General features: G+C 43.2%; 24 protein-coding genes. 19 read left to right on the top strand and 5 right to left on the bottom strand.

Features of this window, described 5'->3' with window-relative positions; genetic code table 11:
- Positions 1–90 precede the first annotated feature (90 nt).
- From OA34_RS04035 to OA34_RS04025, 3 genes are read left to right on the top strand one after another with little or no spacing between them, the layout of a single operon-like run.
- Positions 91–972 (top strand): DnaJ family protein, encoded by an 882-nt coding sequence (locus tag OA34_RS04035; protein WP_039672700.1) that lies wholly within the window; start codon positions 91–93, stop codon positions 970–972.
- A 27-nt stretch (positions 973–999) separates the two neighbouring features.
- Positions 1,000–1,374 carry a heat shock protein transcriptional repressor HspR gene (locus OA34_RS04030; protein WP_039672699.1) on the top strand — a complete coding sequence of 125 codons (375 nt, stop codon included), beginning with the start codon at positions 1,000–1,002 and terminating at the stop codon, positions 1,372–1,374.
- 11 nt (positions 1,375–1,385) lie between these two features.
- On the top strand, positions 1,386–2,984 hold the full coding sequence (locus OA34_RS04025) for a cation:proton antiporter domain-containing protein (RefSeq protein WP_039672698.1): 1,599 nt from the start codon (positions 1,386–1,388) through the stop codon (positions 2,982–2,984).
- On the opposite strand, the gene hemW is transcribed toward OA34_RS04025, so the two are convergent.
- Positions 2,981–4,036, bottom strand: coding sequence for a radical SAM family heme chaperone HemW (gene hemW / locus OA34_RS04020; protein ID WP_039672697.1), 1,056 nt, complete (start codon positions 4,034–4,036; stop codon positions 2,981–2,983). The two genes, OA34_RS04025 and hemW, sit on opposite strands and share 4 nt — an antisense overlap.
- Before the next feature lie 77 nt (positions 4,037–4,113).
- On the opposite strand from hemW, the gene OA34_RS04015 reads away from it, so the two are divergent.
- From OA34_RS04015 to cmoA, 11 genes are read left to right on the top strand one after another with little or no spacing between them, the layout of a single operon-like run.
- Positions 4,114–4,584 (top strand): RNA pyrophosphohydrolase, encoded by a 471-nt coding sequence (locus OA34_RS04015; protein WP_039672696.1) that lies wholly within the window; start codon positions 4,114–4,116, stop codon positions 4,582–4,584.
- Position 4,585: 1 nt separating this feature from the next.
- The gene (locus OA34_RS04010) at positions 4,586–5,788 is read left to right on the top strand and encodes an aspartate kinase (RefSeq protein WP_039672695.1); all 1,203 of its coding nucleotides are present in this window, start codon (positions 4,586–4,588) and stop codon (positions 5,786–5,788) included.
- A gap of 3 nt (positions 5,789–5,791) precedes the next feature.
- Entirely contained in the window at positions 5,792–6,343 is a 552-nt protein-coding gene (locus tag OA34_RS04005; protein WP_039672694.1) for a HobA family DNA replication regulator, read from the top strand.
- Positions 6,336–6,965, top strand: a complete 630-nt coding sequence (locus OA34_RS04000) for a DNA polymerase III subunit delta' (protein ID WP_039672692.1) — start codon at positions 6,336–6,338, stop codon at positions 6,963–6,965. The genes OA34_RS04005 and OA34_RS04000 overlap by 8 nt, the downstream gene beginning before the upstream one ends.
- Positions 6,952–8,100 (top strand): dihydropteroate synthase, encoded by a 1,149-nt coding sequence (gene folP / locus OA34_RS03995; RefSeq protein WP_039672691.1) that lies wholly within the window; start codon positions 6,952–6,954, stop codon positions 8,098–8,100. Before OA34_RS04000 ends, folP begins: the two co-directional genes overlap by 14 nt.
- 10 nt (positions 8,101–8,110) lie before the next feature.
- Complete coding sequence (locus OA34_RS03990) at positions 8,111–8,872, top strand: hypothetical protein (protein WP_286682833.1); 762 nt, start codon at positions 8,111–8,113, stop codon at positions 8,870–8,872.
- Positions 8,862–9,623, top strand: coding sequence for a TSUP family transporter (locus OA34_RS03985; protein WP_039672689.1), 762 nt, complete (start codon positions 8,862–8,864; stop codon positions 9,621–9,623). Before OA34_RS03990 ends, OA34_RS03985 begins: the two co-directional genes overlap by 11 nt.
- Positions 9,620–11,572, top strand: a complete 1,953-nt coding sequence (ligA, locus tag OA34_RS03980) for an NAD-dependent DNA ligase LigA (RefSeq protein ID WP_039672687.1) — start codon at positions 9,620–9,622, stop codon at positions 11,570–11,572. The genes OA34_RS03985 and ligA overlap by 4 nt, the downstream gene beginning before the upstream one ends.
- Entirely contained in the window at positions 11,562–12,275 is a 714-nt protein-coding gene (gene tlyA, locus OA34_RS03975) for a 23S rRNA (cytidine-2'-O)-methyltransferase TlyA (protein WP_039672685.1), read from the top strand. The genes ligA and tlyA overlap by 11 nt, the downstream gene beginning before the upstream one ends.
- The gene (locus tag OA34_RS03970; RefSeq protein WP_039672684.1) at positions 12,241–13,104 is read left to right on the top strand and encodes a bifunctional riboflavin kinase/FAD synthetase; all 864 of its coding nucleotides are present in this window, start codon (positions 12,241–12,243) and stop codon (positions 13,102–13,104) included. Before tlyA ends, OA34_RS03970 begins: the two co-directional genes overlap by 35 nt.
- The gene (gene cmoA, locus OA34_RS03965) at positions 13,104–13,817 is read left to right on the top strand and encodes a carboxy-S-adenosyl-L-methionine synthase CmoA (RefSeq protein ID WP_039672682.1); all 714 of its coding nucleotides are present in this window, start codon (positions 13,104–13,106) and stop codon (positions 13,815–13,817) included. The genes OA34_RS03970 and cmoA overlap by 1 nt, the downstream gene beginning before the upstream one ends.
- A gap of 9 nt (positions 13,818–13,826) precedes the next feature.
- Here cmoA and OA34_RS03960 read toward each other — a convergent pair whose 3' ends face one another.
- From OA34_RS03960 to OA34_RS03945, 4 genes are read right to left on the bottom strand one after another with little or no spacing between them, the layout of a single operon-like run.
- Positions 13,827–14,099 (bottom strand): hypothetical protein, encoded by a 273-nt coding sequence (locus tag OA34_RS03960; protein ID WP_039672680.1) that lies wholly within the window; start codon positions 14,097–14,099, stop codon positions 13,827–13,829.
- Between the two features lie 3 nt (positions 14,100–14,102).
- Complete coding sequence (locus OA34_RS03955) at positions 14,103–15,128, bottom strand: DHH family phosphoesterase (RefSeq protein WP_039672678.1); 1,026 nt, start codon at positions 15,126–15,128, stop codon at positions 14,103–14,105.
- A 21-nt stretch (positions 15,129–15,149) separates the two neighbouring features.
- Entirely contained in the window at positions 15,150–17,342 is a 2,193-nt protein-coding gene (flhA, locus tag OA34_RS03950; protein WP_039672673.1) for a flagellar biosynthesis protein FlhA, read from the bottom strand.
- Positions 17,343–17,351: 9 nt separating this feature from the next.
- The gene (locus OA34_RS03945) at positions 17,352–17,756 is read right to left on the bottom strand and encodes an RrF2 family transcriptional regulator (RefSeq protein ID WP_039672671.1); all 405 of its coding nucleotides are present in this window, start codon (positions 17,754–17,756) and stop codon (positions 17,352–17,354) included.
- Positions 17,757–17,948: 192 nt separating this feature from the next.
- On the opposite strand from OA34_RS03945, the gene rpsO reads away from it, so the two are divergent.
- From rpsO to OA34_RS03925, 5 genes are all read left to right on the top strand, one after another.
- Positions 17,949–18,221 carry a 30S ribosomal protein S15 gene (rpsO, locus tag OA34_RS03940; RefSeq protein WP_039672670.1) on the top strand — a complete coding sequence of 91 codons (273 nt, stop codon included), beginning with the start codon at positions 17,949–17,951 and terminating at the stop codon, positions 18,219–18,221.
- 314 nt (positions 18,222–18,535) lie between these two features.
- Entirely contained in the window at positions 18,536–18,781 is a 246-nt protein-coding gene (locus OA34_RS03935; RefSeq protein ID WP_039672669.1) for a helix-turn-helix domain-containing protein, read from the top strand.
- Entirely contained in the window at positions 18,781–18,951 is a 171-nt protein-coding gene (locus tag OA34_RS13500) for a hypothetical protein (RefSeq protein WP_173636954.1), read from the top strand. Before OA34_RS03935 ends, OA34_RS13500 begins: the two co-directional genes overlap by 1 nt.
- 561 nt (positions 18,952–19,512) lie before the next feature.
- Positions 19,513–20,472, top strand: a complete 960-nt coding sequence (locus tag OA34_RS03930; RefSeq protein ID WP_039672668.1) for a hypothetical protein — start codon at positions 19,513–19,515, stop codon at positions 20,470–20,472.
- A gap of 1 nt (position 20,473) precedes the next feature.
- Complete coding sequence (locus OA34_RS03925) at positions 20,474–20,980, top strand: hypothetical protein (protein WP_039672667.1); 507 nt, start codon at positions 20,474–20,476, stop codon at positions 20,978–20,980.
- Positions 20,981–20,995 lie beyond the last annotated feature (15 nt).

Genomic DNA, 20,995 nt, shown 5'->3' with positions numbered 1-20,995 from the left:
TATGTTATAATCACTATAAATATTTTCAGGCGAAGAAGAGGCTTCTTCTTGAGAAGATGCCTCGATACATCGCTTTTGAAGGGTGATATGATGAGTAAAAGTTTATACGAAACCTTAGACGTAGCGCAAAGTGCAAGTGCCGACGAGATCAAAAAGGCGTATCGCCGTTTGGCACGCAAATACCATCCCGACGTCAATAAAGACCCTGGAGCGGAAGACAAATTTAAAGAGATCAACGCCGCATACGAAATTTTAAGCGACGAACAAAAGCGCCGCCAATACGACCAATACGGCGATAGTATGTTCGGCGGACAAAATTTCCACGATTTTGCCAATGCGCAAGGCGGAGCCAATCTCGACGACATTTTACGCAGCATTTTCGGCGGCGGCGGATTTGGGGGATTCGGCGGTTCGGCACGCGGCTTTAGCGGCGGATTCGGCGGATTCGGCGGCGGCGGATTTAGCGGTTTTAACGAACCGGATTTAGACGTTAATGCTAAGATCGTCGTTCCATTTAACGTGGCGATTTTAGGCGGAAAACATTCGCTTTCTTATAACGGCGAAAGCTTTGACGTTAAGATTCCCGCAGGGATTCAAAGCGGCGAGAAAATGCGCGTGAAAGAGAAGGGTAAAAGCTATCAAGGTTACAAAGGCGATCTACTTTTAACCGTCGACGTTGCGCCGAGTCCCGAGTATGTTCGAGAAGGAGACGATTTAGTCAAGACCGTCGATATTCCTCTCAAAACGGCACTTTTCGGCGGTAAAATCACGACGGATACGCTTTACAAAGAGATTACGCTTAAAGTCAAAGAAGAGACGAAAAACGGTCAAAAATTCCGTGTGAAAGAGTACGGTGCTTTAAATCGTAAAACACAAACCAAAGGCGACCTTTATTTGGTTGCCAATATCGTTCTTCCGAGCCTTTCGTCTTTGGATCGAGACTTAAAGGCGATGATGGAAGCCAAACTTTAAACGAAGCTATCGGCAAAGGAGCGCAAAATGCACCATGGATATGAAGAACCGGTTTATCTCATTAGCGTCGTGGCGAAAGTATTGACCATTCATCCCCAAACGCTCAGACAGTATGAACGCGAAGGGTTGGTTATGCCTTCTCGAACGGACGGTAAGATGCGTCTTTATTCGCAACGCGACATCGATAAAATCAAGATGATTCAACGTTTAACACGCGATCTGGGCGTCAATCTTGCCGGTGTGGATATTATCATGCAGCTTAAAGATAAAATCGATGAGTACGAAACGTTAATCGAGGGATTACGCAACGAAATTAGCGGATTGTCGAAAAAAAGTACGCAGACGAAAAATCCGTTGGTCAAACATAAAAACAGTTATGAAATTATTCTTTTCGGAGAGTAGGGAGAAGCGTTTTGGATAATATATTGGTCATTATTTTAAGTGCGACGGCGATTGCTACCGTACTCAATATCTTATTCAAACGCATTAACCTTCCGACGATTATCGGTTATATCTTAACCGGTTTTGCGATCGCTTCGTTTTTTAATCTTCGTAATAACGACTCGCTGACGCACATCGCGGAATTCGGTATCGTTTTTTTAATGTTCACGATCGGTTTGGAATTTTCGCTTAAACACTTGCTCAGCATGAAGCGCGACGTTTTCGTTAACGGCTTTTTACAGGTTTTGTTAGCCGGAGGCATTATTTCGCTCAGTGCCGAATACCTTTTCGGCATGGATCGAAAGAGTGCGATTATCGTCGGCTACGCCTTGGCACTCTCTTCGACGGCGATCGTTTTGAAGATTTTGAACGATACCGGAACGATGCATACGATTTACGGGCGAAAATCGTTAGGTATTTTGTTGTTTCAAGATATTGCCGTGATTCCGATCTTGTTGATGATCAATATTTTTTCCAATCAGACCAGTACGCTCTCGTCGCTTTTGTTGGAAACGTTGATTAGTGCGGTCATTATTTTAGGACTGATGTACTTCATTGGAAAATATTTATTGAATCGTTTTTTATCGCTCGTGGTATGGGCGGATACGCAAGAAATTTTTATCGCATCGGTGTTGTTGTTGGTCGTTGGAGCTTCATTTTTAGCGCATACGTTTGGATTTTCATACTCTTTAGGCGCTTTTTTAGCGGGCATGATGATGTCCGATACGCAGTATAAACATCAAATTGAGGCGGATTTGGTTCCCTTCCGCGACATTTTACTCGGTCTGTTTTTCATTACCGTCGGTATGCAAATCGATATTGCCTTGATTGAAAAGCACTACGATTGGATTTTGGTTCTTTTAGCGGCTATTTTAGTGATTAAAATCGGGGTCGTTTATTTGATACTCGCGTGGAGGCAAGGTAGCCGTATTGCGCTTAAAACGGCTTTGGCATTGTGTCAGGGCGGCGAATTTTCACTTGCGGTCTTAGCGTTGGCAAGCTCCTCTTCGCTTTTAAGTCAGGCTACGGTACAAGTTTTAATCGTTACGGTCGTTATTTCGATGGTTTTAACGCCCTTTATTCTCAAAAATATGCAAAAAATCGTCAATGCCATTACCAAGGAGCCCAACGTCGGTGATTTTAGAATTCACTCATCAGGCATCAAAGATCATATTATCGTCTGCGGATACGGAAAGCTCGGGCAAGAGATCGTTTATCGATTGAAAAAAATGAACGTTAATTATTTGGTATTGGAACACGACATTACACTCGTCAAGCTCGGGCAAAGCAGAGGCGAACCCGTTTACTTCGGAAATGCCGCCGAAAAAATTATTTTAAAAAATGCCTTTGTCGAAGATGCCAAAGCGGTGATTATCGCCATTAACAACGAGAAAAAGCTGATTTTACTCTGTGAAGTGCTTAAATCTTTCGGAACACCGATCAAAATCGTTGCTAAAGCCAGTGACTTTGAAGAGAAAAAACTGCTCAAAGCCTTACAGATTCGCCACATCGTCAATGAAGGACGCGAAGCGGCGAAAGCTCTTTTGAAAGAGGCGATGGAAGCATCTTAACGCGTGAGAAAAAGTGCCAGTTCGTCGCTGAGAAAATAATCCTGATTGAAAAGACGATCGTTGTTTTGCACGAGTTTTTTCTCATGAAGCAAAATGGCGGCATTTTCACGCTCTCGTTGCGATAACAGCGATGTTAGAACGCCGACGTTGCTGCGCAATCCTAAAAAAATCTTTTCGACATGTAAGTCTTCTAGGCTGAGCATTTCGGTACGTCTTTCCAGAGGATTTTGCACGTATGCTTCGATTTCGCTCGGAGGATAAAAACGCCGATCGTCGAAAAACCCGACCGCTCCGGCACCGATTCCCATATAATTTTCATGTAGCCAATACCCTGTGTTATGCCTGCTTTGGTAACGTCCGAAGTTGGAGATTTCGTATTGGGGGAAGCCCGCCTTGACGATAGACGCGACAAACGCACGTGCGAGTTCTTCGGAGGGATTGGTCGTCTCGTTTCGCCCGAAAAAAGGCGTGTTTTCTTCCAGCGTGAGCGCGTAAGCACTGATGTGATTGATCGGAAGAGAGCACGCAATACGCAAGTCTTCGTTTAAAAGTGCTTCCGTGTCGTACGCCGTTGCATAAATGAGATCGACGGAGAGGTTTCGTATACCGGCGTTAAAAGCGTTTTCGACGGCACGAATCGCCGTGGCGGGCGTATGGTTTCGTCCTAAGAAGGCAAGCTTTTGCGCATGGAAACTTTGTACGCCGAAACTGATGCGGTTGACGCCCAAAGTATGCATGGTTTGCAACCACGAAAGGGTCGCCGAATGCGGATTTGCCTCGGTCGTGATTTCGGCATCCGGAGTCAAATAGGGCGTTATAAGCGCAAAAAAAGGCTCATACCGCGCCGCTTCGATGCAAGAAGGCGTTCCGCCTCCGATAAATAACGAACGGATGCTTTGTTTTTCGATGGCGTTTTGTTCCAGTTCAAAGCGGAGTTGATCGTTAATCGCCGACATGTAAGCTTTTTTCAGCGTTGATTTAGTGTCGTACGAGTTAAAGGCGCAGTAATGACACTTACTGTCGCAAAAAGGGATATGAAGGTAGGCTAGCACGGGATTCCTCGGTATCAAGCAAGTTTAATGACTTTTTGGCTACTATTTTAACAAAAATATAGAGGTAATGTATAAGCATGGAATCTCCAAAACGATACAGACCCAATGTTGCCGCCGTCATCGTCTCCGATAAATATCCGTTTAAGTGCGAGCTTTTTATTGCCAGCCGCAGCGATATCGAAGGTGCATGGCAATTTCCTCAAGGAGGCATTGACGCGGGGGAAACTCCCAAAGATGCGCTTTACCGAGAGCTTGAAGAAGAAATCGGCACGGCAGAGGTAGAGATTATCGCCGAATTTCCCGAATGGCTACAGTACGATTTTCCTCAAAAGATAGCCCAAAAAATGTACCCTTTTGACGGACAGAGTCAAAAGTACTTTTTAGTCAGGCTTAAAAAAGACGCTAAGCTCAATTTGGCGACGAAAGAGCCGGAATTTAACGACTATAAATTTGTCGCGTTAGAAGAGATTTTCGATTTTATCACCTATTTCAAGCGTCCGGTATACAAACAAGTGTTAGAATATTTTAAAAAAGAAGGGTATTTGTAAGATGTTGATCGTCCAGAAATACGGCGGTACGAGTGTCGGAAACGTCGAAAGAATCGACGCGGTAGCCGCTAGAGTGATTGAAAGTAAAAAAGCAGGACACGATCTTGTCGTGGTCGTTTCCGCTATGAGCGGAGAGACCAATAAATTATTGGAATTTGCGGGATTTTTTAGTCAAACGCCCAATCATCGCGAAGTTGACATGTTGCTCAGTTCGGGCGAACGCGTTACAAGCGCGTTGCTGGCTATCGCATTGGAAGCCAAAGGCTATCCCGCTGTTTCCATGAGCGGAAGGCGTGCCGGTATCGTGACCGATACGATTCATACGAAAGCTAGAATCGAGTATATCGATACGACGGAGATGAAAAAAACACTCGGTGAAGGTAAAATTATCGTCGTTGCGGGTTTTCAAGGCGTTAGCGATAACGGCGAAGTTACGACGCTCGGACGCGGCGGTAGCGATTTGTCCGCCGTAGCGGTTGCCGGAGCGTTGGAAGCGGATCTTTGCGAGATTTATACCGATGTGGACGGCGTGTATACGACCGACCCTCGAATCGAGCCTAAAGCTAAAAAACTCGATAAGATTAGCTACGAAGAGATGTTGGAACTTGCCAGCTTGGGTGCAAAAGTGTTGCAAAGCCGTTCGGTCGAATTGGCGAAGAAACTCAACGTCAACTTGGTAACGCGCAGTAGTTTTAACCATCATGAAGGAACACTCATTACAAAGGAAGAAAATATTATGGAACAACCGTTAGTGAGCGGCATCGCTTTAGATAAAAATCAAGCACGCGTGACGCTTCGAGGCGTTACCGATAAACCGGGTATTGCCGCAGAGATTTTTCAAAAATTAGCCGATTGCAACGTAAACGTCGATATGATTATTCAAAACGTGGGGTATGACGGTACGACGAACCTCGGTTTTACCGTACCGCAAAACGAGCTTGAAGTGACCAAACAAGCGATGAGCGAACTCAAAGCCAGCGAGATTATGCAATACGACAGCGACATCGTTAAAGTTTCCGTCGTCGGCGTGGGTATGAAATCGCACAGCGGCGTTGCCTGCAAAGCGTTTTCCACGATGGCAAAAGAGGGCATCAATATCGAGATGATCAGCACGAGCGAAATTAAGATTTCGATGGTGATTCAGGCCAAATACGGTGAACTTGCCGTTCGAGCCCTTCATAGCGCATACCAGCTGGATAAATAGTTAATGCAACAGTTCTTAAAGTGGACCTTAGAGCAAATACGCAAAGACGGCTCTTCGATGAGCTGGATGGAAGAGAAGCGGTTCGAATGGGTGCCGCTTTGTGCTTCCATGCTTAAAAATTTACTCGATGGGCATACCTTTATCGTCGTAACGGACGATGATAGGGCGTGGTTTTGCCACTACCTCCTTCGTGCGGTCAATAATCGTCAGAAAAATCGACCGCTTTTGCCTTTCATCGCGTTGCAAACACTTTATCCTAATTTGTATCAGGTAAAAAATAACGAAGATATCGAGCTTTTAGAAGATATGCTCTCTCAAGCGTTTCCCGGCGGTTATACCTTCTTTTACGTCGGTAAGAACAGCGATATTAAAATGCAAATCGCTAAACGCAAAGACGATAGTTTTATGTGGATTATGGACGAACATATCCAAAACAGTTTCTATCTTTTAAGTGACGATGACAGTTTGGATATTAAATTGATTCAACTTTTTAGACTTCTCGATAAAAGTATCGATGCCGTGCTTTTTGCTGAGGTTGCGTTTGAAAATGAGTGACGAAGAGGTTTTAAGCCATATTTTTATTTGTAAAAATGTGGAAAAAGCCAAAGAGCATTTAAGCCTTTTGTTGGATAAAAAGAGGCATCTGTTTTTTGTAAAAGACGAATTTTTGATGGAAGACGCCAAAGAGGTTATCAAAGAGGCGTACGTCGCTGAAGCGGCAGATAAATACCTGATTTTGGTCGCAAAAAGCTACCGTATCGAAGCTCAAAACGCACTTTTGAAAATTTTAGAAGAACCGCCGCGTCACATCGTTTTTATCGTCGTCGCCCCTTCAAAAACGGCGCTTCTCCCGACGATTCGTTCCCGATTGGCGTATAAGGAATTAGCGGTCGAACACGAACGCGTTCGCAGCGAACTTGCGCTTTCAAAACTGGATATTTCCGATATTTACGCATTTGTGCAAGCCCATCAAACGATCGAAAAAAATGCGCTCAAAGAGTTGGTACAAGGGATCGTTTACGAAGCGATTCACGAACATCGTCTCCATTTTAGCGAGAAGGAGCTAGAGCATTTTCAAAAGCTTTTGCATTTGGTCGAGCTCAATTCCAGACCGCAAACGATTCTCACGTCGCTTTTGCTTTCCGTGATGTTAAGGAAACACCGTGAAACTCTATGAACTTTCGTCTACTTCCGATGTCAAAACGGTTTTGGAGCATCTAGGCGTTACGCACGAAGGGCAGAAGCTTTTAGTCCCGAAAAGCAGATTGCACTTGATTTATATCCGCGATCTGAAAACACCGGCGGCCAATATCTTGAAACAAGATGCACTCAGTATCGGTGCGGATTTGGCGGTACCCAAAGAGACGGTGACATGTAGCGTTCCTTTGGTCGATGCGCTCTTGATTGCCAACGAAAAACAGCTTAAAGAGCTGATTCAAAAAGAAAAAGCACAACCTTTCGGGCTAAAAATGGTTTCCGATGCGTTGGCATCGCTTGTAAATCAGTCAATGGATGACAATACCTTCGAGGTGATGGGCGTCGTGAATGCCAATGAAGACAGTTTTTTTCAAGGCAGTCGTTTTCACGGAGACGCCGCGTTATCGCATATCGTATCGATGATCGACGAGGGAGCTACGATCATCGATTTGGGCGGCGTTTCCAGTCGCCCCGGAAGCCTCGGCGTTAGCGAAGAGGAAGAACTTTCGCGCGTCCGTCCGATTATCGATTTGATTGCGCACCATAACTTGACATGTAAGGCACGTTTTTCGTTAGATAGCTATTCGCCGCTTTGCCTCGAATACGCACTCTCACGCGGGTTTTCGATCGTAAACGATATTACCGCTTTGTCCGACGATGCGGTGGCGCGCGTTGCGGCAAAATACCGAGCGACGGTTGTTTTGATGCATATGCAAAACGATCCTACGACGATGCAATGCGAGCCCGTTTACGATAACGTTGTTTTAGCCGTCGATGTATTTTTCGAAGAGCGCATCGAAAAGGCGAAACGATTTGGAATTTCCGATATGATTTTAGACGTAGGCATCGGTTTTGGAAAAACGCTTGAGCATAATTTACAACTTTTAAAGCATCATGCCCACTTTTTGCGCTTCGGCTATCCGCTTTTAGTCGGAGCGAGTCGAAAATCGATGATCGACAAAATTATTCCCACGCCCGTCGAAGAGCGATTGCCCGGCACGCTTGCCTTGCATCTCAAAGCTTACGAAGAGGGCGCGACGATCATTCGTGCGCATGACGTTAAAGCACATGTACAAGCCCTGAGTGTGTTTAAAGCACTCCATTTGACTGTTTAGGATAGTAATTGTGGAAAAAATAATGGATCTTTTAAATCGTATCAGCACGCTTTATGCGATTCCTCAATGGATCGTCAATAGCGGTGCTATCGCGATTTGTATTATCTTGGTCGCTTCGCCTTTTGTAGCACGTTTTTTAATGCGACCTAAGTATTATAAATTTCGTGAAATGCTTTTGTTTAAAGTTTTATGGCGATGGAAATACAAAAAAGGCGACATTATCGCACTTTGGTGTTATTGTCCGAAGTGCCGCGCAATGTTGTTTTGCGATGACGAAAATTGTCGAACGACGGACGTTTTACAAGATAAAATTACCTTTTTCGTATGTAACGAATGCGGCGGAAACGAACTTGGGCGCGTGGTAGGCGGCGATAGACGCTATGCGCTCAGTTTGGTCAGACGCGATATCTGGAGGCATATTAAAGACGGAACATATAACGAGGTTGCCAAAGCGACCAAAGAGGCTTTGGAACTGTTGCAACACCTCGAAGAGGAACGAAAAGCACAAGAACTTCACGACACTACGCAAGAAACGTCCACGTTGCAAGAGGCGATGTCGACGGAATCTCTAAGTGAAGAACCTATCCTCGAAAAAGAAACGCCTCAAGAACCCTTAAACAATGCCGATGAACACGCAAATGAACTTTTGACTACAGAAGAAGCGTCGCACTCAAACGATGATGCTTCCTTGTCTTTGCAAGAGGCACAAAACAATGAACAACAAGAGAATGTAGAGGAAGCAAAACCAGAGGCAGAACGTCATGGAGTTTGAGTTTTACTACTATCTCATTTTTCTTGCGACGGGCGTGATTGCCGGATTTATCGATTCGATCGCCGGAGGCGGAGGGATTATCACGATTCCCGTTTTGTTGGCTTCGGGCATGCCGCCGCATATCGCTCTTGCAACCAATAAACTCCAAGGAACGTTTGGAAGCGGTATGGCGTCGTTCAATTTTATTCGCAAAGGCTTCATTCACTGGCGTGAAGTTGCTATCGGCGTTTGGTATACGTTTATCGGCGCGGCGCTTGGAACGTATGCTATTTTGCTTTTAGACGCAAGCGTGTTGGCGAAGACGATTCCTTTGATGCTCGTCGCTATTTTTGTTTATACGCTCTTATCGCCGAAAATGGGCGAAAGCGATCGTCACGCTTATTTGGGACAGCATCTTTTTTTCTTGATCTTCGGTTTAGGTATCGGTTTTTACGACGGATTTTTCGGTCCGGGAACGGGTACGTTTTGGACGATTGCCTTGGTTGCGCTTTTAGGTTTAAATCTCAAAAAAGCGACGGCTCAAACGAAAGTAATGAATTTTACGAGCAACGTCGTCTCCTTGGCGGTTTTTCTATACAGCGGCAACGTTTTACTCCTTGTGGGGCTTTTAATGGGCATGGGACAACTGATCGGTGCTTATGTGGGCTCCAACATGGTTATTCACAAAGAGGTGAAGTTTATTCGACTCTTTTTTTTAACGATGGTTGCTTTGACGCTCATCAAACTTATTTACGGTAGTTATTTTTCATGACACATCACGATTATTTAGACAAAGTCTCCTTGGCAAACACGTGGGCGAAAGCCTATTACGTCGATGACGCTCCTTTGGCGAGCGATGAAGAGTATGACCTTCTGTATCATGAGATCGTAGCGTACGAACAAGCCAATCCGCTTTTAATCGACGAGAGCAGTCCGACCAAACGCGTCGGCGGCAAGGTGCTTGAGGGTTTTGAAAAAGCGGCTCACGGCGCGCGTATGTGGAGTATGGAAGACGTATTCGATCAGTTTGAACTTGATGCGTGGATCGAACGGGTCAAAAAAGTGAAAGAAACGTTTACGTTTTATTGCGAACCCAAATTCGACGGAGCCAGTTTGAACCTCATTTACGAACACGGCTTTTTAAAACAGGCGATTACGCGAGGCGATGGAAGTATCGGCGAAGACGTCACGCAAAACGTTAAAACGATTGCATCGATTCCTTTAACGATAGAGCATCAAGGTTTGCTTGAAATCAGGGGCGAGGTTGTGATCAAAAAAGCCGATTTCGAGCGTTTAAACGACGAACGCCTTTGTGCGGGCGAAGCCCTTTTCGCCAATCCGCGAAATGCCGCCGCGGGCAGTTTACGGCAGTTGGATACGAGCGTGACGTCAAAGCGTAAGTTGATGTTTTATCCTTGGGGTATCGGGATGAATTCCTTGACGCAGAGCCGATTGAGCGAACGTATGGCGTATGTATACGGTTTGGGTTTTTTAAAGCCTCCGCGTATTCTCGTGACGTCTCATATCGAAGCGGTTCATGCCCTCTATAACGAACTGATCGCGACACGCGATGCGATTGAAATGATGATGGACGGTATGGTCGTGAAAATCGACGAAATCGCACTGCAAGAAGAGTTAGGCTACACGGTAAAGTACCCGCGTTGGATGGTTGCGTTTAAATTTCCGGCGATCGAAAAAGTAACGACGATTAACGCTATTACCCTTCAAGTCGGACGTACGGGCGTGGTAACGCCCGTGGCGGAGGTCGAAGCGGTCAATATCGAGGGCGTCATCGTCGAACGTGCAACCTTGCATAACTTTGATGAGATAGAGCGCAAGGATATTCGCATTCACGACACCGTGATTATTATTCGAAGCGGCGACGTTATTCCTAAAATTATTAAAGTGCTCGAATCAAGGCGTAAGGGCAACGAAATCGTTCCGACGCGTCCGACGCATTGTCCCGTTTGCGGCGAAGAGCTTTTGGACGAAGGGGCGTTGATCAAGTGTCAAAACCTTTCGTGCGACGCAAGGATTTTAGGGGCGATGATTCACTTTGCGTCTAAAAAAGCACTGAACATCGACGGGCTCGGCGACAAAATTATCGAGCAGCTTTATGCGCAAAAATTAATCTTACATGTCAAAGACCTTTTTACGCTTACAATGGATGATCTTTTAACGTTGGAAGGTTTTAAAGAGAAAAAAGCACGCAACCTTTTGGAGGCGATTGCGTCGTGCAAAGGCGTCGCGTTAGAAAAATTTATCAATGCCTTAGGGATTGAGCATATCGGCGAAGTGGCGGCAAAGAAAATCGCACGCGCATTCGGGAACGAATGGCTACAGGCGCATTACGACGCGGTCATTGCGTTAGAGGGATTCGGCGAGGAGATGGCGAAAAGCTTGATGGAGTTTATTCGCGTTAATGCTCAAGAAACACAAGAATTGATGGCGATTTTAGAACCTACATGTCAGAAATTGGAGATTACCGAGTCGGTTTTTACGGGGAAAACCGTTGTTTTAACGGGTGCGATGAGCGAATCTCGCGATGCGATTAAAGAGCGGCTTGAAAAACTGGGGGCAAAAGTCAGCGGGAGCGTTTCCAAAAAAACCGACTTCGTAATTTACGGCGACGATGCGGGGAGTAAACTCTCCAAGGCACAAGAACTCGGTGTTAAAACCATCAGCGAACACGAAATGGCGGAGATGCTTGATGAGGCTTGATCGCTATGTTTTTGAACACGGGTTTGCACAAAGCCGTAATAAAGCTTCCGAGCTGATCGCCGAGGGGAGTGTTTGGGTCAACGGACACGTTGAGAAAAAAAGTGCTTACGAAGTCGTAGCGAACGATTGCGTCGAAGTGAGTAAGATTCATGCCTATGTGAGCCGTGCGGGGCTTAAATTGCGTGGATTTTTAAACGAATACCGCATGATCGAAGCCCAAGATCAAAAAGTTTTGGATATCGGAAGCAGTACGGGCGGATTTGTGCAGGTATGGTTGGAAGAGGGGGCGCGCTCGATTGCGGCGGTTGACGTCGGAAGCGAGCAGTTACATGTCAGTTTACGTGAAGATGAACGTATTTTGGTCTACGAAAATACCGACATTCGCACGTTTACCCCAGAAAAAACCTACGGTATCGTCAGTTGCGACGTCTCGTTTATCAGTCTGACGACGATTATGGAAAGCATCGATCGTTTAGCACACGACTGGATTATTCTTTTGTTTAAACCCCAGTTCGAAGTCGGCAAAGAGGTTAAACGCTCTTCCAAAGGCGTGGTTAAAGATAGCTCGGCTATCATTCGCGCACAACATCGCTTTGAAGCACACGCTCTTTCTTTCGGATGGACGTTGGTTTCCAAATGCGATTCAACGCTTCAAGGAAAAGAGGGGAATGTTGAAACGTTCTACTGTTTTAAAAAAAGATAGCGTCGATACCCTTGCCATCGGCAGTTTTGACGGTATGCACGTTGGGCACAGACAACTTTTAAAACACCTTGGAGCTAACGGTGCGCTTTTTGTGATCGACAAAGATCAAGCCAATCTGACTCCGGGCGTTAAGCGTAGCGAATATGCGGGCTATCCGTGTATGTTTTTTCATTTTCTCAAAGTAAAAAATATGAGCGGCGAAGAGTTTGTCGCACTGCTTAAACGCGAATTTATTCATCTCAAAAAACTGGTCGTCGGATACGATTTTTGTTTCGGCAAACACCGTTCGTGTACGGCAATCGATTTACGTACCTTTTTTGACGGCGAAGTCGTCATCGTGGACGAGTTTAGCTATCGAGGCGTTTCGGTTCACTCGAGTGCGATCCGCGACTACTTAAAAAAAGCAAAACTAGAAGAAGCAAACCGTTTTTTAGGGCGTGAATACGCAATAATCGGCGATGTGATTGCGGGGCAGGGAATCGGCAAATCACACCTTTTTGCCACGCTCAATCTGAAAGTACACGAGTATCTGATTCCCGCCGAAGGCGTTTACGCAACGCGCACGAAGATTCGCGATAACATTTACGACTCGGTTTCGTTTATCGGCGTTCGAGAGAGCACGGACGGGCGTTTTTCGATTGAAACGCATATCTTAGACCTCGATATCGGTAACGTTGAAGGAAGCGTACAGCTCTCTTTCGTGCATTTTTTACGAGAAAATAGACGATTTGAAAGCTTGGAGGCGTTAAAAAAAGAGATTCAAACGGATATTCAAAAAGCACGTCTCTTTTTGAAAACATGCCGTTTTTATTTGGGAGATTTTTCGTGATGGACGATACGCTTTTTTCAAAACCGATTTCGAAACAATTTGAATTCGACGAAGACGTTGCCGTCGTTTTCGACGACATGTTGGAACGTTCTATCCCTTTTTACAAGGAAGTTATTGAATTGACATGCGATTGTATCGTACGGCACGTTCCTTCATGTGCATCGATCGTGGATTTAGGGTGTTCGACCGCTAACACGCTTTTGACGCTTTATAAAAAAAGCGATAAAAGTTATCGGTTGTTGGGCGTCGATAATTCCGAAGCGATGTTGCATCTAGCGCGGCAAAAAGTGCATGCGTACGGAGCGCACATGAGCTTTCTCAACGCCGACATTACCGAAGTGGCACTTGAACCCCACGATGCGATTATCGCTAATTATATGCTTCAGTTTATTCGCCCTTTACAGCGAAGTGCGTTTGTTCAAAAACTCTATAATGCCCTCAAACCTCAGGGTATTTTACTTTTGAGCGAGAAAATCGTTTTTGACGATAAAGTGCTTAACAAGCAGATGATTGACGTATATTACGATTTTAAACGCAAACAAGGCTATAGCGATTTTGAGATAGCGCAAAAACGCGAAGCTTTGGAAAACGTTTTGATTCCTTATACCGAACAAGAAAATAAAGCCATGCTGGAAGAGGTCGGATTTGAAACGATAGAGACGCTTTTTAAATGGGGAAATTTTGCAACGTTCATCGCAAAGAAAAAGGGGTAAATCCCCTTTTTAATGCTGTGGGTAGAATAATTTAGGGTATTTGTTCTTCATATAGGTAATGACCTCGATAATCTCGTCGAATCCCATTTCCGCATCGTCGTCTTCGTCTTCAAAAACTTCGTCGATACTTTTTAAATAAAGATCAATCGCTTTAGGAAGGTCTTCTTTTTTCGCGCCCGCAAAAAAGAGTGCCGCACCTAACATGTCGGCTAATTGCATCGCCATCTCTTCGATCTCTTCTTCGGCGCGTTGAAGTTCGTGTTGAAGGTCTTTCTTTTCCATAGATTATCCTTTTGACGCGATAATATTCGTCACTTGTGACTTAATCGCATCATACGTAAACGCATCTTTAAAACTGCTGAGAAGTCCTCCGCTTGCGTTATGATGTCCGCCGCCGTTTGCAAGGTGTGCCGCCATCTTACTGACGTCGACTTTACCGTTGGAGCGTAGACTGATTGTCTTTTTCGAGGTAACGTCCATGAAAAAATCGAAATCGGGATTGGCGGTTAAAAAGTCGTTTCCGATAATCGAGACGTTTCCGATGTTGTACGTGAGAATCCCTTGGTACTCTTTGTAGGTGATGCGCATTTTCTCTTTGGCATTGCTTAGTAACACGACGTTGTATGCGGAAACGAGGTTGCTGAGCGTATCGTTTTTATCCGTTTTAAAAAAGGCTTTTTTCAATCCGTGTACCGCATCGTCCAAGGCGATATGCGCACTCTCTTGCGTAAAAAATGTTTGTGCATTGTGAAGAAGGTTGAAAATATAAGCGGTATTTTCGTGCGGGAACATCACTTTATTGACCTCTTTAGCACCGCTGACCATTCCCATGCAGACTTTGCCGAGCTCAAAATGCGGGTCGTTTTCGAGCCAAATATCGACGGCGTTTACGACATCGACGAAATGCGAAAGTTTCGCATCGCTGCCGTAAATGGAACTAAAAAAATCATAAGTAATTTTGGTAGCGCAACGCATAGAATCGAGGTAGTACCATTCAAAGGTTTCGGCGCACTCAAAGCCGGATTTGTGATGGTCCAACAAGAGCAGTTGAATCTCTTTTTCGCAAATCGTGGCTTTGGATTCAAACTCCTTGGCCTGCTCCATCGTGAGGTTTAAATCGGTGATGAGAATGACGTGTTTCTCGATGGAAGAAGCTTGGATGGATTCTAAAATTTGGTTGAAGCATTCGTTGATTTCTTTGCCGTAGTTGGAATTGTAAAATACGATAGAATCAAAATAGCGTGCACTCACCATCTGACAACCGTAGCCGTCTAGGTCCATATGCGAGAGGTGGTGGAGAAGATAATTCATAAAAATCCTTACATGTAAAGTTTAAAGTTTGTCGATTTCGATGGAACCCATCACCTCGAATTTTGAAGCCGAATCGATCTCGGCATGCGAAAGAACGACGATATCGAGACCGAACTTTTCAAAAATGTCCGATAACGATTTGCGAAGCATCGGATCGACGATGATAATGACCGGTGCGACGCCTTTATGCAAAAGCTTTCCCGCTTCGTCGCTGCAGACTTTAACGAGCAAATTGATTTGACCGATGTTGAGCATCAAATCGCGCACGCCGTCGCGTTCTTTCAGCGAATCTAACAGTTTTTGTTCGGTTGCGGCATTAAACGTTAAAAGCTTTAAAACGCCGTTTTCGTCTTTGTACAGTTTCGTAATGACGCGGGCAAGCCGTGCGCGCACCTGTTCGACGATAATCGAGACGTTTTTCGTCACTTCGGCAATGTCGCTGATCGTCTCGATGATCGTGAGCAGATCTTTAATCGGAATTTTTTCATGCAATAAAGCTTTGAGCACTTTTTGAATCAAACCGATATTGGCGACTTTGAGACAATCTCCCACGACGACCGGATAATCTTTTTGGAGTTTGTCGACGAGGCTTTGCACCTCTTGGCGCGTGAGCAACTCTTCGGAGTATTTTTTAATCAATTCGCTTAAATGCGTTGAAATAACGGTCGCCGGATCGACCGTCGTATAGCCTTTGATAATCGCGTCTTCTTTAATATTGGCGTCAATCCAAATCGCATCCAGTCCGAAAGCCGGCTCTTTGGTCGGGATACCTTGAACTTTATCGATGGTCAAGCCGCTGTCCATCGCCAAAAATTTATCGGGATAGATTTCGCCGCTACCGATTTCGATGCCTTTTAATAAAAGTTGATAATGGTTCGGCGCAAGATGTAAGTTATCGCGGATACGAACTTGCGGGATCAAATAACCAAAATCGGAGGCAATTTTGCGACGCATACTTTTCACGCGATCCAGAAGGTCTCCGCCTTGTGCGGGATCGGCTAATTTGATGAGTTGATACCCCAAGTCAAGCTCTAAAATTTCCAATTTTAAAATATCGTTGAGCGTGTTTTCTTCTTCTTTGCGCAACTCTTCGGGACTTTTTTTCGGAGCTTGGGACGTTTGTGCCTTTGCTTCGGCTTCTTGCTTGGCTTTTTGCACGGCCGCGGGTGTGGATGCAAAAAAAGATTGCAACGAGAAGTGACCGTCGTGCGTTTGTTTGATCAAATAAGCCAATCCTAAAAAGATCAATCCGACAAATGCAAGCGAAAGGGTAGGCAGTCCGGGAACCAAGGCAAAAAGAACCAAAATAAAGCCGACGATCGCCAAAGTTTTGTAGTCGCCGAAGAGTTGGTTGACCGCTCCGTCGGAAAAGCTCGATTCATCGGCTTTATTGGCGCGCGTGATGATAATACCCGTCGCGGTCGAGGTGATGAGTGCGGGAAGTTGGGAGACCAGACCGTCCCCGATCGTTAAAATCGTATACGTCGACGCGCTGGTCGCTAAATCGAGTCCGTGTTGAAACGCTCCGATCAAAAAGCCGCCGATAATGTTAATGATCGTAATGATAATACCCGCGACCGCGTCGCCTTTGACGAATTTACTCGAACCGTCCATCGCTCCGTAAAAATTGGCTTCTTGAATAATCTCTTCACGGCGTTTACGTGCCGCTTTTTCATCGATAAGTCCTGCATTAAGATCCGCATCGATCGCCATTTGTTTCCCGGGCATCGCATCTAGGGTAAAACGTGCCGCAACTTCCGCAACGCGGGTCGAACCTTTGGTAATAACCATAAAATTGATTAAAACGAGAATCGAAAAGACGATAACGCCGATAACGTAATTACCGCCGACGACGAATTGTCCGAAGCTAGAAATTATCTCGCTTACCGCGTCTGGTCCATGGTGTCCGTTGGTTAAAATCATACGCGTCGTTGAAATGTTTAATGCCAAACGATAGAGCGTAATAATCAAAATAAGCGTCGGAAACGTTGTCAAATCGGTCGGTTTAGGGATATAAAGCGAAATCAGAATAATCAAAACGGAGATCGACAATGAAATAACAAGAAAAAAATCGAGTACGGGACTGGGAAGCGGAACGATGATAATCGCTAAAATCGCAACGATAAAAACGACAATCGTTAAGTCTTTCGACTTAATGATCGGTTCTAAATACGGGATAATACGCCTGAGCAACTCATTTTGATTTTTTGCCAATAAAGACCTCTAAATTTCGATAATATCTTTAAGTGTCATATTATCCAAAAAATGGTCAATTTTTGATTGAAGTCTATTTAAGATCGGCCAAACGCGGCAAAAATCACCTTTGCCTCCGGGGCATTTTTGCGATGACGGAGAACATTCGAAGACAACGGTTTGTTTTTTTTCGGCACATTCGACAATGGCTTTAAGCGTTAATTCATCCGGTTTTTTTGCCAGCATAAAACCGCCGTGAGCGCCTTTAAAAGAGCTTAAAATATTTTCTTTGGCAAGAGATTGGAGGATTTTGGCTAAGAAGCTTTTGGAAATACCTAATTGGTTTGAGAGCGTGTCGACGTCTTGCGGCGAGTTTTTTTGTGCAATAATAATCAGTGACAATAGAGCGTATTCGCTAGCTTTGGTTAAGAGCATCCATGCATCCTCGGTTTTCTTTAATTAAGAGAAATATTGTACTAAATAAACGTTAGAGTTAGCTTTAATTCATAAGATAATTCGTATGCGTTGCCTCAAAATGTTACGGAAGGGTTTATTGACAATTTTCGTTCTTTAAGATACAATTTCAGGCTTTTGAAAAGCAACTAAATTACCAATCAGGAGGTCGTTATGGCTTTAGGTTCGGCGGAAAAACAAGTTATTGTTTCACAATTCGGTAGAAAAGAGGGTGACACAGGTTCACCGGAGGTTCAAATTGCGCTTCTTTCAAAAAGAATCAGCGATTTAACGGAACACCTTAAACTTAATGCGAAAGATCACTCTTCACGCCTTGGTCTCTTAAAACTTGTCGGACAAAGAAAACGTTTAATGCAATACCTTAAACGTAAAGATTTTGCTACGTACAGCAAAGTTATTAAAGAACTTTCTATCCGCGACAAATAATATCGTTTGTCCTTCCGTGCCGAGATAGCATTTTTTGCTATACTCGGCTTTTTTTTGCCCCGTTTTTCCCTTTCCATACCTCTTCTTTACCGATACCGTAATAGTTTAGAACAGCATTCTTTGAACCCTTTGGTTAATAATTTTATACGGTTTAATGTATAAAATATATACTTATTGTATAAAAAATAAAAAAATTAGATATTTATGTCAAATTTTATTATAAATATATACTAAAACATCGTTTTTAAGATATAATAACTTATAAAATATCCTATTTATGTATAATTAATCCGGTATTGGTTAGAATCGTATACATGAAAACAAACGATATTTTTAATCTGCTTCATAATGCTGTCGAATCGAAGTATTTGGGAAAGAAGATTTCTCAGCGTGAAATGGCGGATAAACTCGGCGTATCGATGCGAACGTATCAAGATTGGAGATTAGGTAACTCCATGCCTCAAGCGGCTTTAGCGATTTTTAAAATGCTAGGAGAGCTTGATGAAGACGATGCGATCAGATTGATTAAACGTATTGTTAAAGATTCAAAGGATGCATGATGAGCACGCTCTCTCAAAATGAACGCAAAGCACTCAACGATATTTTCACGGCTATGACCGAAAAAGAGACATTCTTTTCCCGTCTTAAAGAGAGCAAAGGCGAATTGAAGCATTTTTTTAGATTGATTTTTATGCGCCATAAAAAACGTATTAAACACCCCGTTCGATAAACCCCTTTTTCGTTTCTTTTTTTCTCGCACATTTGGTATGCGAGTATATTCACTCTTTTTTTAGCATATAGGTACTATTTAGATGGTAATTGTCATCACAACATGTTTGGCAATAACTATGTAATTTTTACATATTGAGTCTAAATTGCCTATTTTTTTATAAAAAATAATACTTTTCATTATAATTTTTAAGGTTGTGACGAATACCATATTACTGTTATATCACAGACAATCAGATGTATGTTGTGTTACTCAAAGAGGGGGCTCATAAGAGGTATACACGTATCTGGCGGTGTTCCATGTTAAGGCGTTTTGTTTCAAAACTACGTAAACCTTGGCATTCCACTATTTCAGTTTTAGCCCTGTTGGCGGGAATTATGCGTTAAAGCTTTAGTTTTACATGTAAAGAATGAAATAACACCAAAGGAGGCAAATTATGGGCTTTATCACGAGGTGGCGTAAGCTAGACAAAATGACATTGGAAACCAAATCTCAGGAGGTAATATGCGACAACATAAATGGTTACAAGAGCAAATAACCTTTACATGTAAAGGAGTTTCAATGCAAAAAATAGGATGGATATTTGTGCTTGGTTTAGTTGTAACAAACATGTGTGCAGATACGAAAGAATATATACAAGAACAAATACAAAAATATAGTCAAAATGTGGGATTTATTAAAGGTGAAAAAAGAGCCAATTACCAAAAACAATTTCCAATGTGCGATGAGTTTATTGATGTCCATTGGTTAGATAAAAAAAACAATGAGCGGCAAAGAGGATGGCGGTACTATACCTATTACCCCTATATTTACAATGATGATACCCAAAAAGACATATTGAGCGATAAAGAAGACGGTGGTTATGAAATGGTAGAAATCGAAGAGAACGGAAGTGTTCATTACTACGGTCTTTATTTCATCCAAAAAGCTTTTAAAGAGACATGGAAAGATGTCATCCAAAAAATGACGATTACAGGTAATAATCAACAATTTACCCTTCACTATCAAGGTCAGAAGTATGACAATAGTAAATATAGATTTTCTATGACACAAAACTATAAAAATGTGTGCATAGTAAAACCTGATGAGCAAACGGCAGTTTTTTATGAAATGAAAAGAGCTAGTAAGGTTTTAAGCGATGAAGAAATAGAAACATATCTTACAACAATACAGCGAGATATAAAAACATTAAATTATTCAAATCCTTATGTATTAAATGATTTGAAAAATGCGTATTTATTAGATATCAATAATGATGGCATTTTGGATTTTGCGCCTACTGGAGATAAATGGAGTGCCAGAGATAGATGGATTTATTCGATTAAAGGAGAATATCAAATGCCTTTTTATCAAAAAATAAAAGGCAGCGAAAAAACAATGCAACTTTATTCAGAACCAAAACAAGGATGCATCACGAATAATTTTGATGGAATTTTGTTTTTGCGTGGCAAAGAACTTTTTTATCAAAGTAACAACGATATTTGCAATTTAACACAACTAACAACTCAAAAAGGAGAGTAAAATGGCTACGGTTAGCGTGACAGAAAACAGTAAATTTACGGCAAGGGCACTTCAAAAATTACAAAACCTAACTGGAACAAATTGGTTAAGCTTTTTAGATGCAGTAGGCAGAATAGAAAGTGATAGCGCATATAATGCTAAACCTACAGGAACTCACTATGGTATCTATCAACAGAATGATGAATTACTAAATTATACAAATTTCTATAAAAGTTTTGGTCAAATACTTGGCGTCAATACTATTGAGCAATTTCAGTCAAATCCCATAGCTCAAGAAGTTGCAGCTTTGATGGAGTTTGGTGGTATTCCTTCTAAATACGTGGGACAGAATTTTTCCAGTAAATACACGGCAACGATGAAAGCATTAGAAGGTAAGCTTACTCAAGAGCAGATCAATCAACTTAATGGACAAACTTTTACTATTATTTGGGATGGTGATGCCAATTCTGCACAAACTTTTACTATTAATGATGCTTCAATTTCTGGTGCTGCCCATTTAGAAGAATAGGGGTCAGGTCTAAAC

Source organism: Sulfurospirillum sp. MES (assembly GCF_000789415.1).
Classification (GTDB): domain Bacteria; phylum Campylobacterota; class Campylobacteria; order Campylobacterales; family Sulfurospirillaceae; genus Sulfurospirillum; species Sulfurospirillum cavolei.
Note: the sequence above shows the minus strand (reverse complement) of the source record. Positions and strands in the feature narration are given on the sequence as shown.

Coding starts and splice junctions, on each gene's coding strand:
- OA34_RS03970 (WP_039672684.1), top strand. CDS start 12,241: ATGTTGAAACGTTCTACTGTTTTAAAAAAAGATAGCGTCGATACCCTT.
- OA34_RS04010 (WP_039672695.1), top strand. CDS start 4,586: ATGTTGATCGTCCAGAAATACGGCGGTACGAGTGTCGGAAACGTCGAA.
- OA34_RS03960 (WP_039672680.1), bottom strand. CDS start 14,099: ATGGAAAAGAAAGACCTTCAACACGAACTTCAACGCGCCGAAGAAGAG.
- OA34_RS03945 (WP_039672671.1), bottom strand. CDS start 17,756: ATGCTCTTAACCAAAGCTAGCGAATACGCTCTATTGTCACTGATTATT.
- ligA (WP_039672687.1), top strand. CDS start 9,620: ATGACACATCACGATTATTTAGACAAAGTCTCCTTGGCAAACACGTGG.
- OA34_RS13500 (WP_173636954.1), top strand. CDS start 18,781: ATGAGCACGCTCTCTCAAAATGAACGCAAAGCACTCAACGATATTTTC.
- OA34_RS03985 (WP_039672689.1), top strand. CDS start 8,862: ATGGAGTTTGAGTTTTACTACTATCTCATTTTTCTTGCGACGGGCGTG.
- OA34_RS04005 (WP_039672694.1), top strand. CDS start 5,792: ATGCAACAGTTCTTAAAGTGGACCTTAGAGCAAATACGCAAAGACGGC.
- OA34_RS03935 (WP_039672669.1), top strand. CDS start 18,536: ATGAAAACAAACGATATTTTTAATCTGCTTCATAATGCTGTCGAATCG.
- OA34_RS03925 (WP_039672667.1), top strand. CDS start 20,474: ATGGCTACGGTTAGCGTGACAGAAAACAGTAAATTTACGGCAAGGGCA.
- OA34_RS04030 (WP_039672699.1), top strand. CDS start 1,000: ATGCACCATGGATATGAAGAACCGGTTTATCTCATTAGCGTCGTGGCG.
- OA34_RS04035 (WP_039672700.1), top strand. CDS start 91: ATGAGTAAAAGTTTATACGAAACCTTAGACGTAGCGCAAAGTGCAAGT.
- tlyA (WP_039672685.1), top strand. CDS start 11,562: ATGAGGCTTGATCGCTATGTTTTTGAACACGGGTTTGCACAAAGCCGT.
- rpsO (WP_039672670.1), top strand. CDS start 17,949: ATGGCTTTAGGTTCGGCGGAAAAACAAGTTATTGTTTCACAATTCGGT.
- OA34_RS03955 (WP_039672678.1), bottom strand. CDS start 15,128: ATGAATTATCTTCTCCACCACCTCTCGCATATGGACCTAGACGGCTAC.
- cmoA (WP_039672682.1), top strand. CDS start 13,104: ATGGACGATACGCTTTTTTCAAAACCGATTTCGAAACAATTTGAATTC.
- OA34_RS03930 (WP_039672668.1), top strand. CDS start 19,513: ATGCAAAAAATAGGATGGATATTTGTGCTTGGTTTAGTTGTAACAAAC.
- OA34_RS04015 (WP_039672696.1), top strand. CDS start 4,114: ATGGAATCTCCAAAACGATACAGACCCAATGTTGCCGCCGTCATCGTC.
- OA34_RS04000 (WP_039672692.1), top strand. CDS start 6,336: ATGAGTGACGAAGAGGTTTTAAGCCATATTTTTATTTGTAAAAATGTG.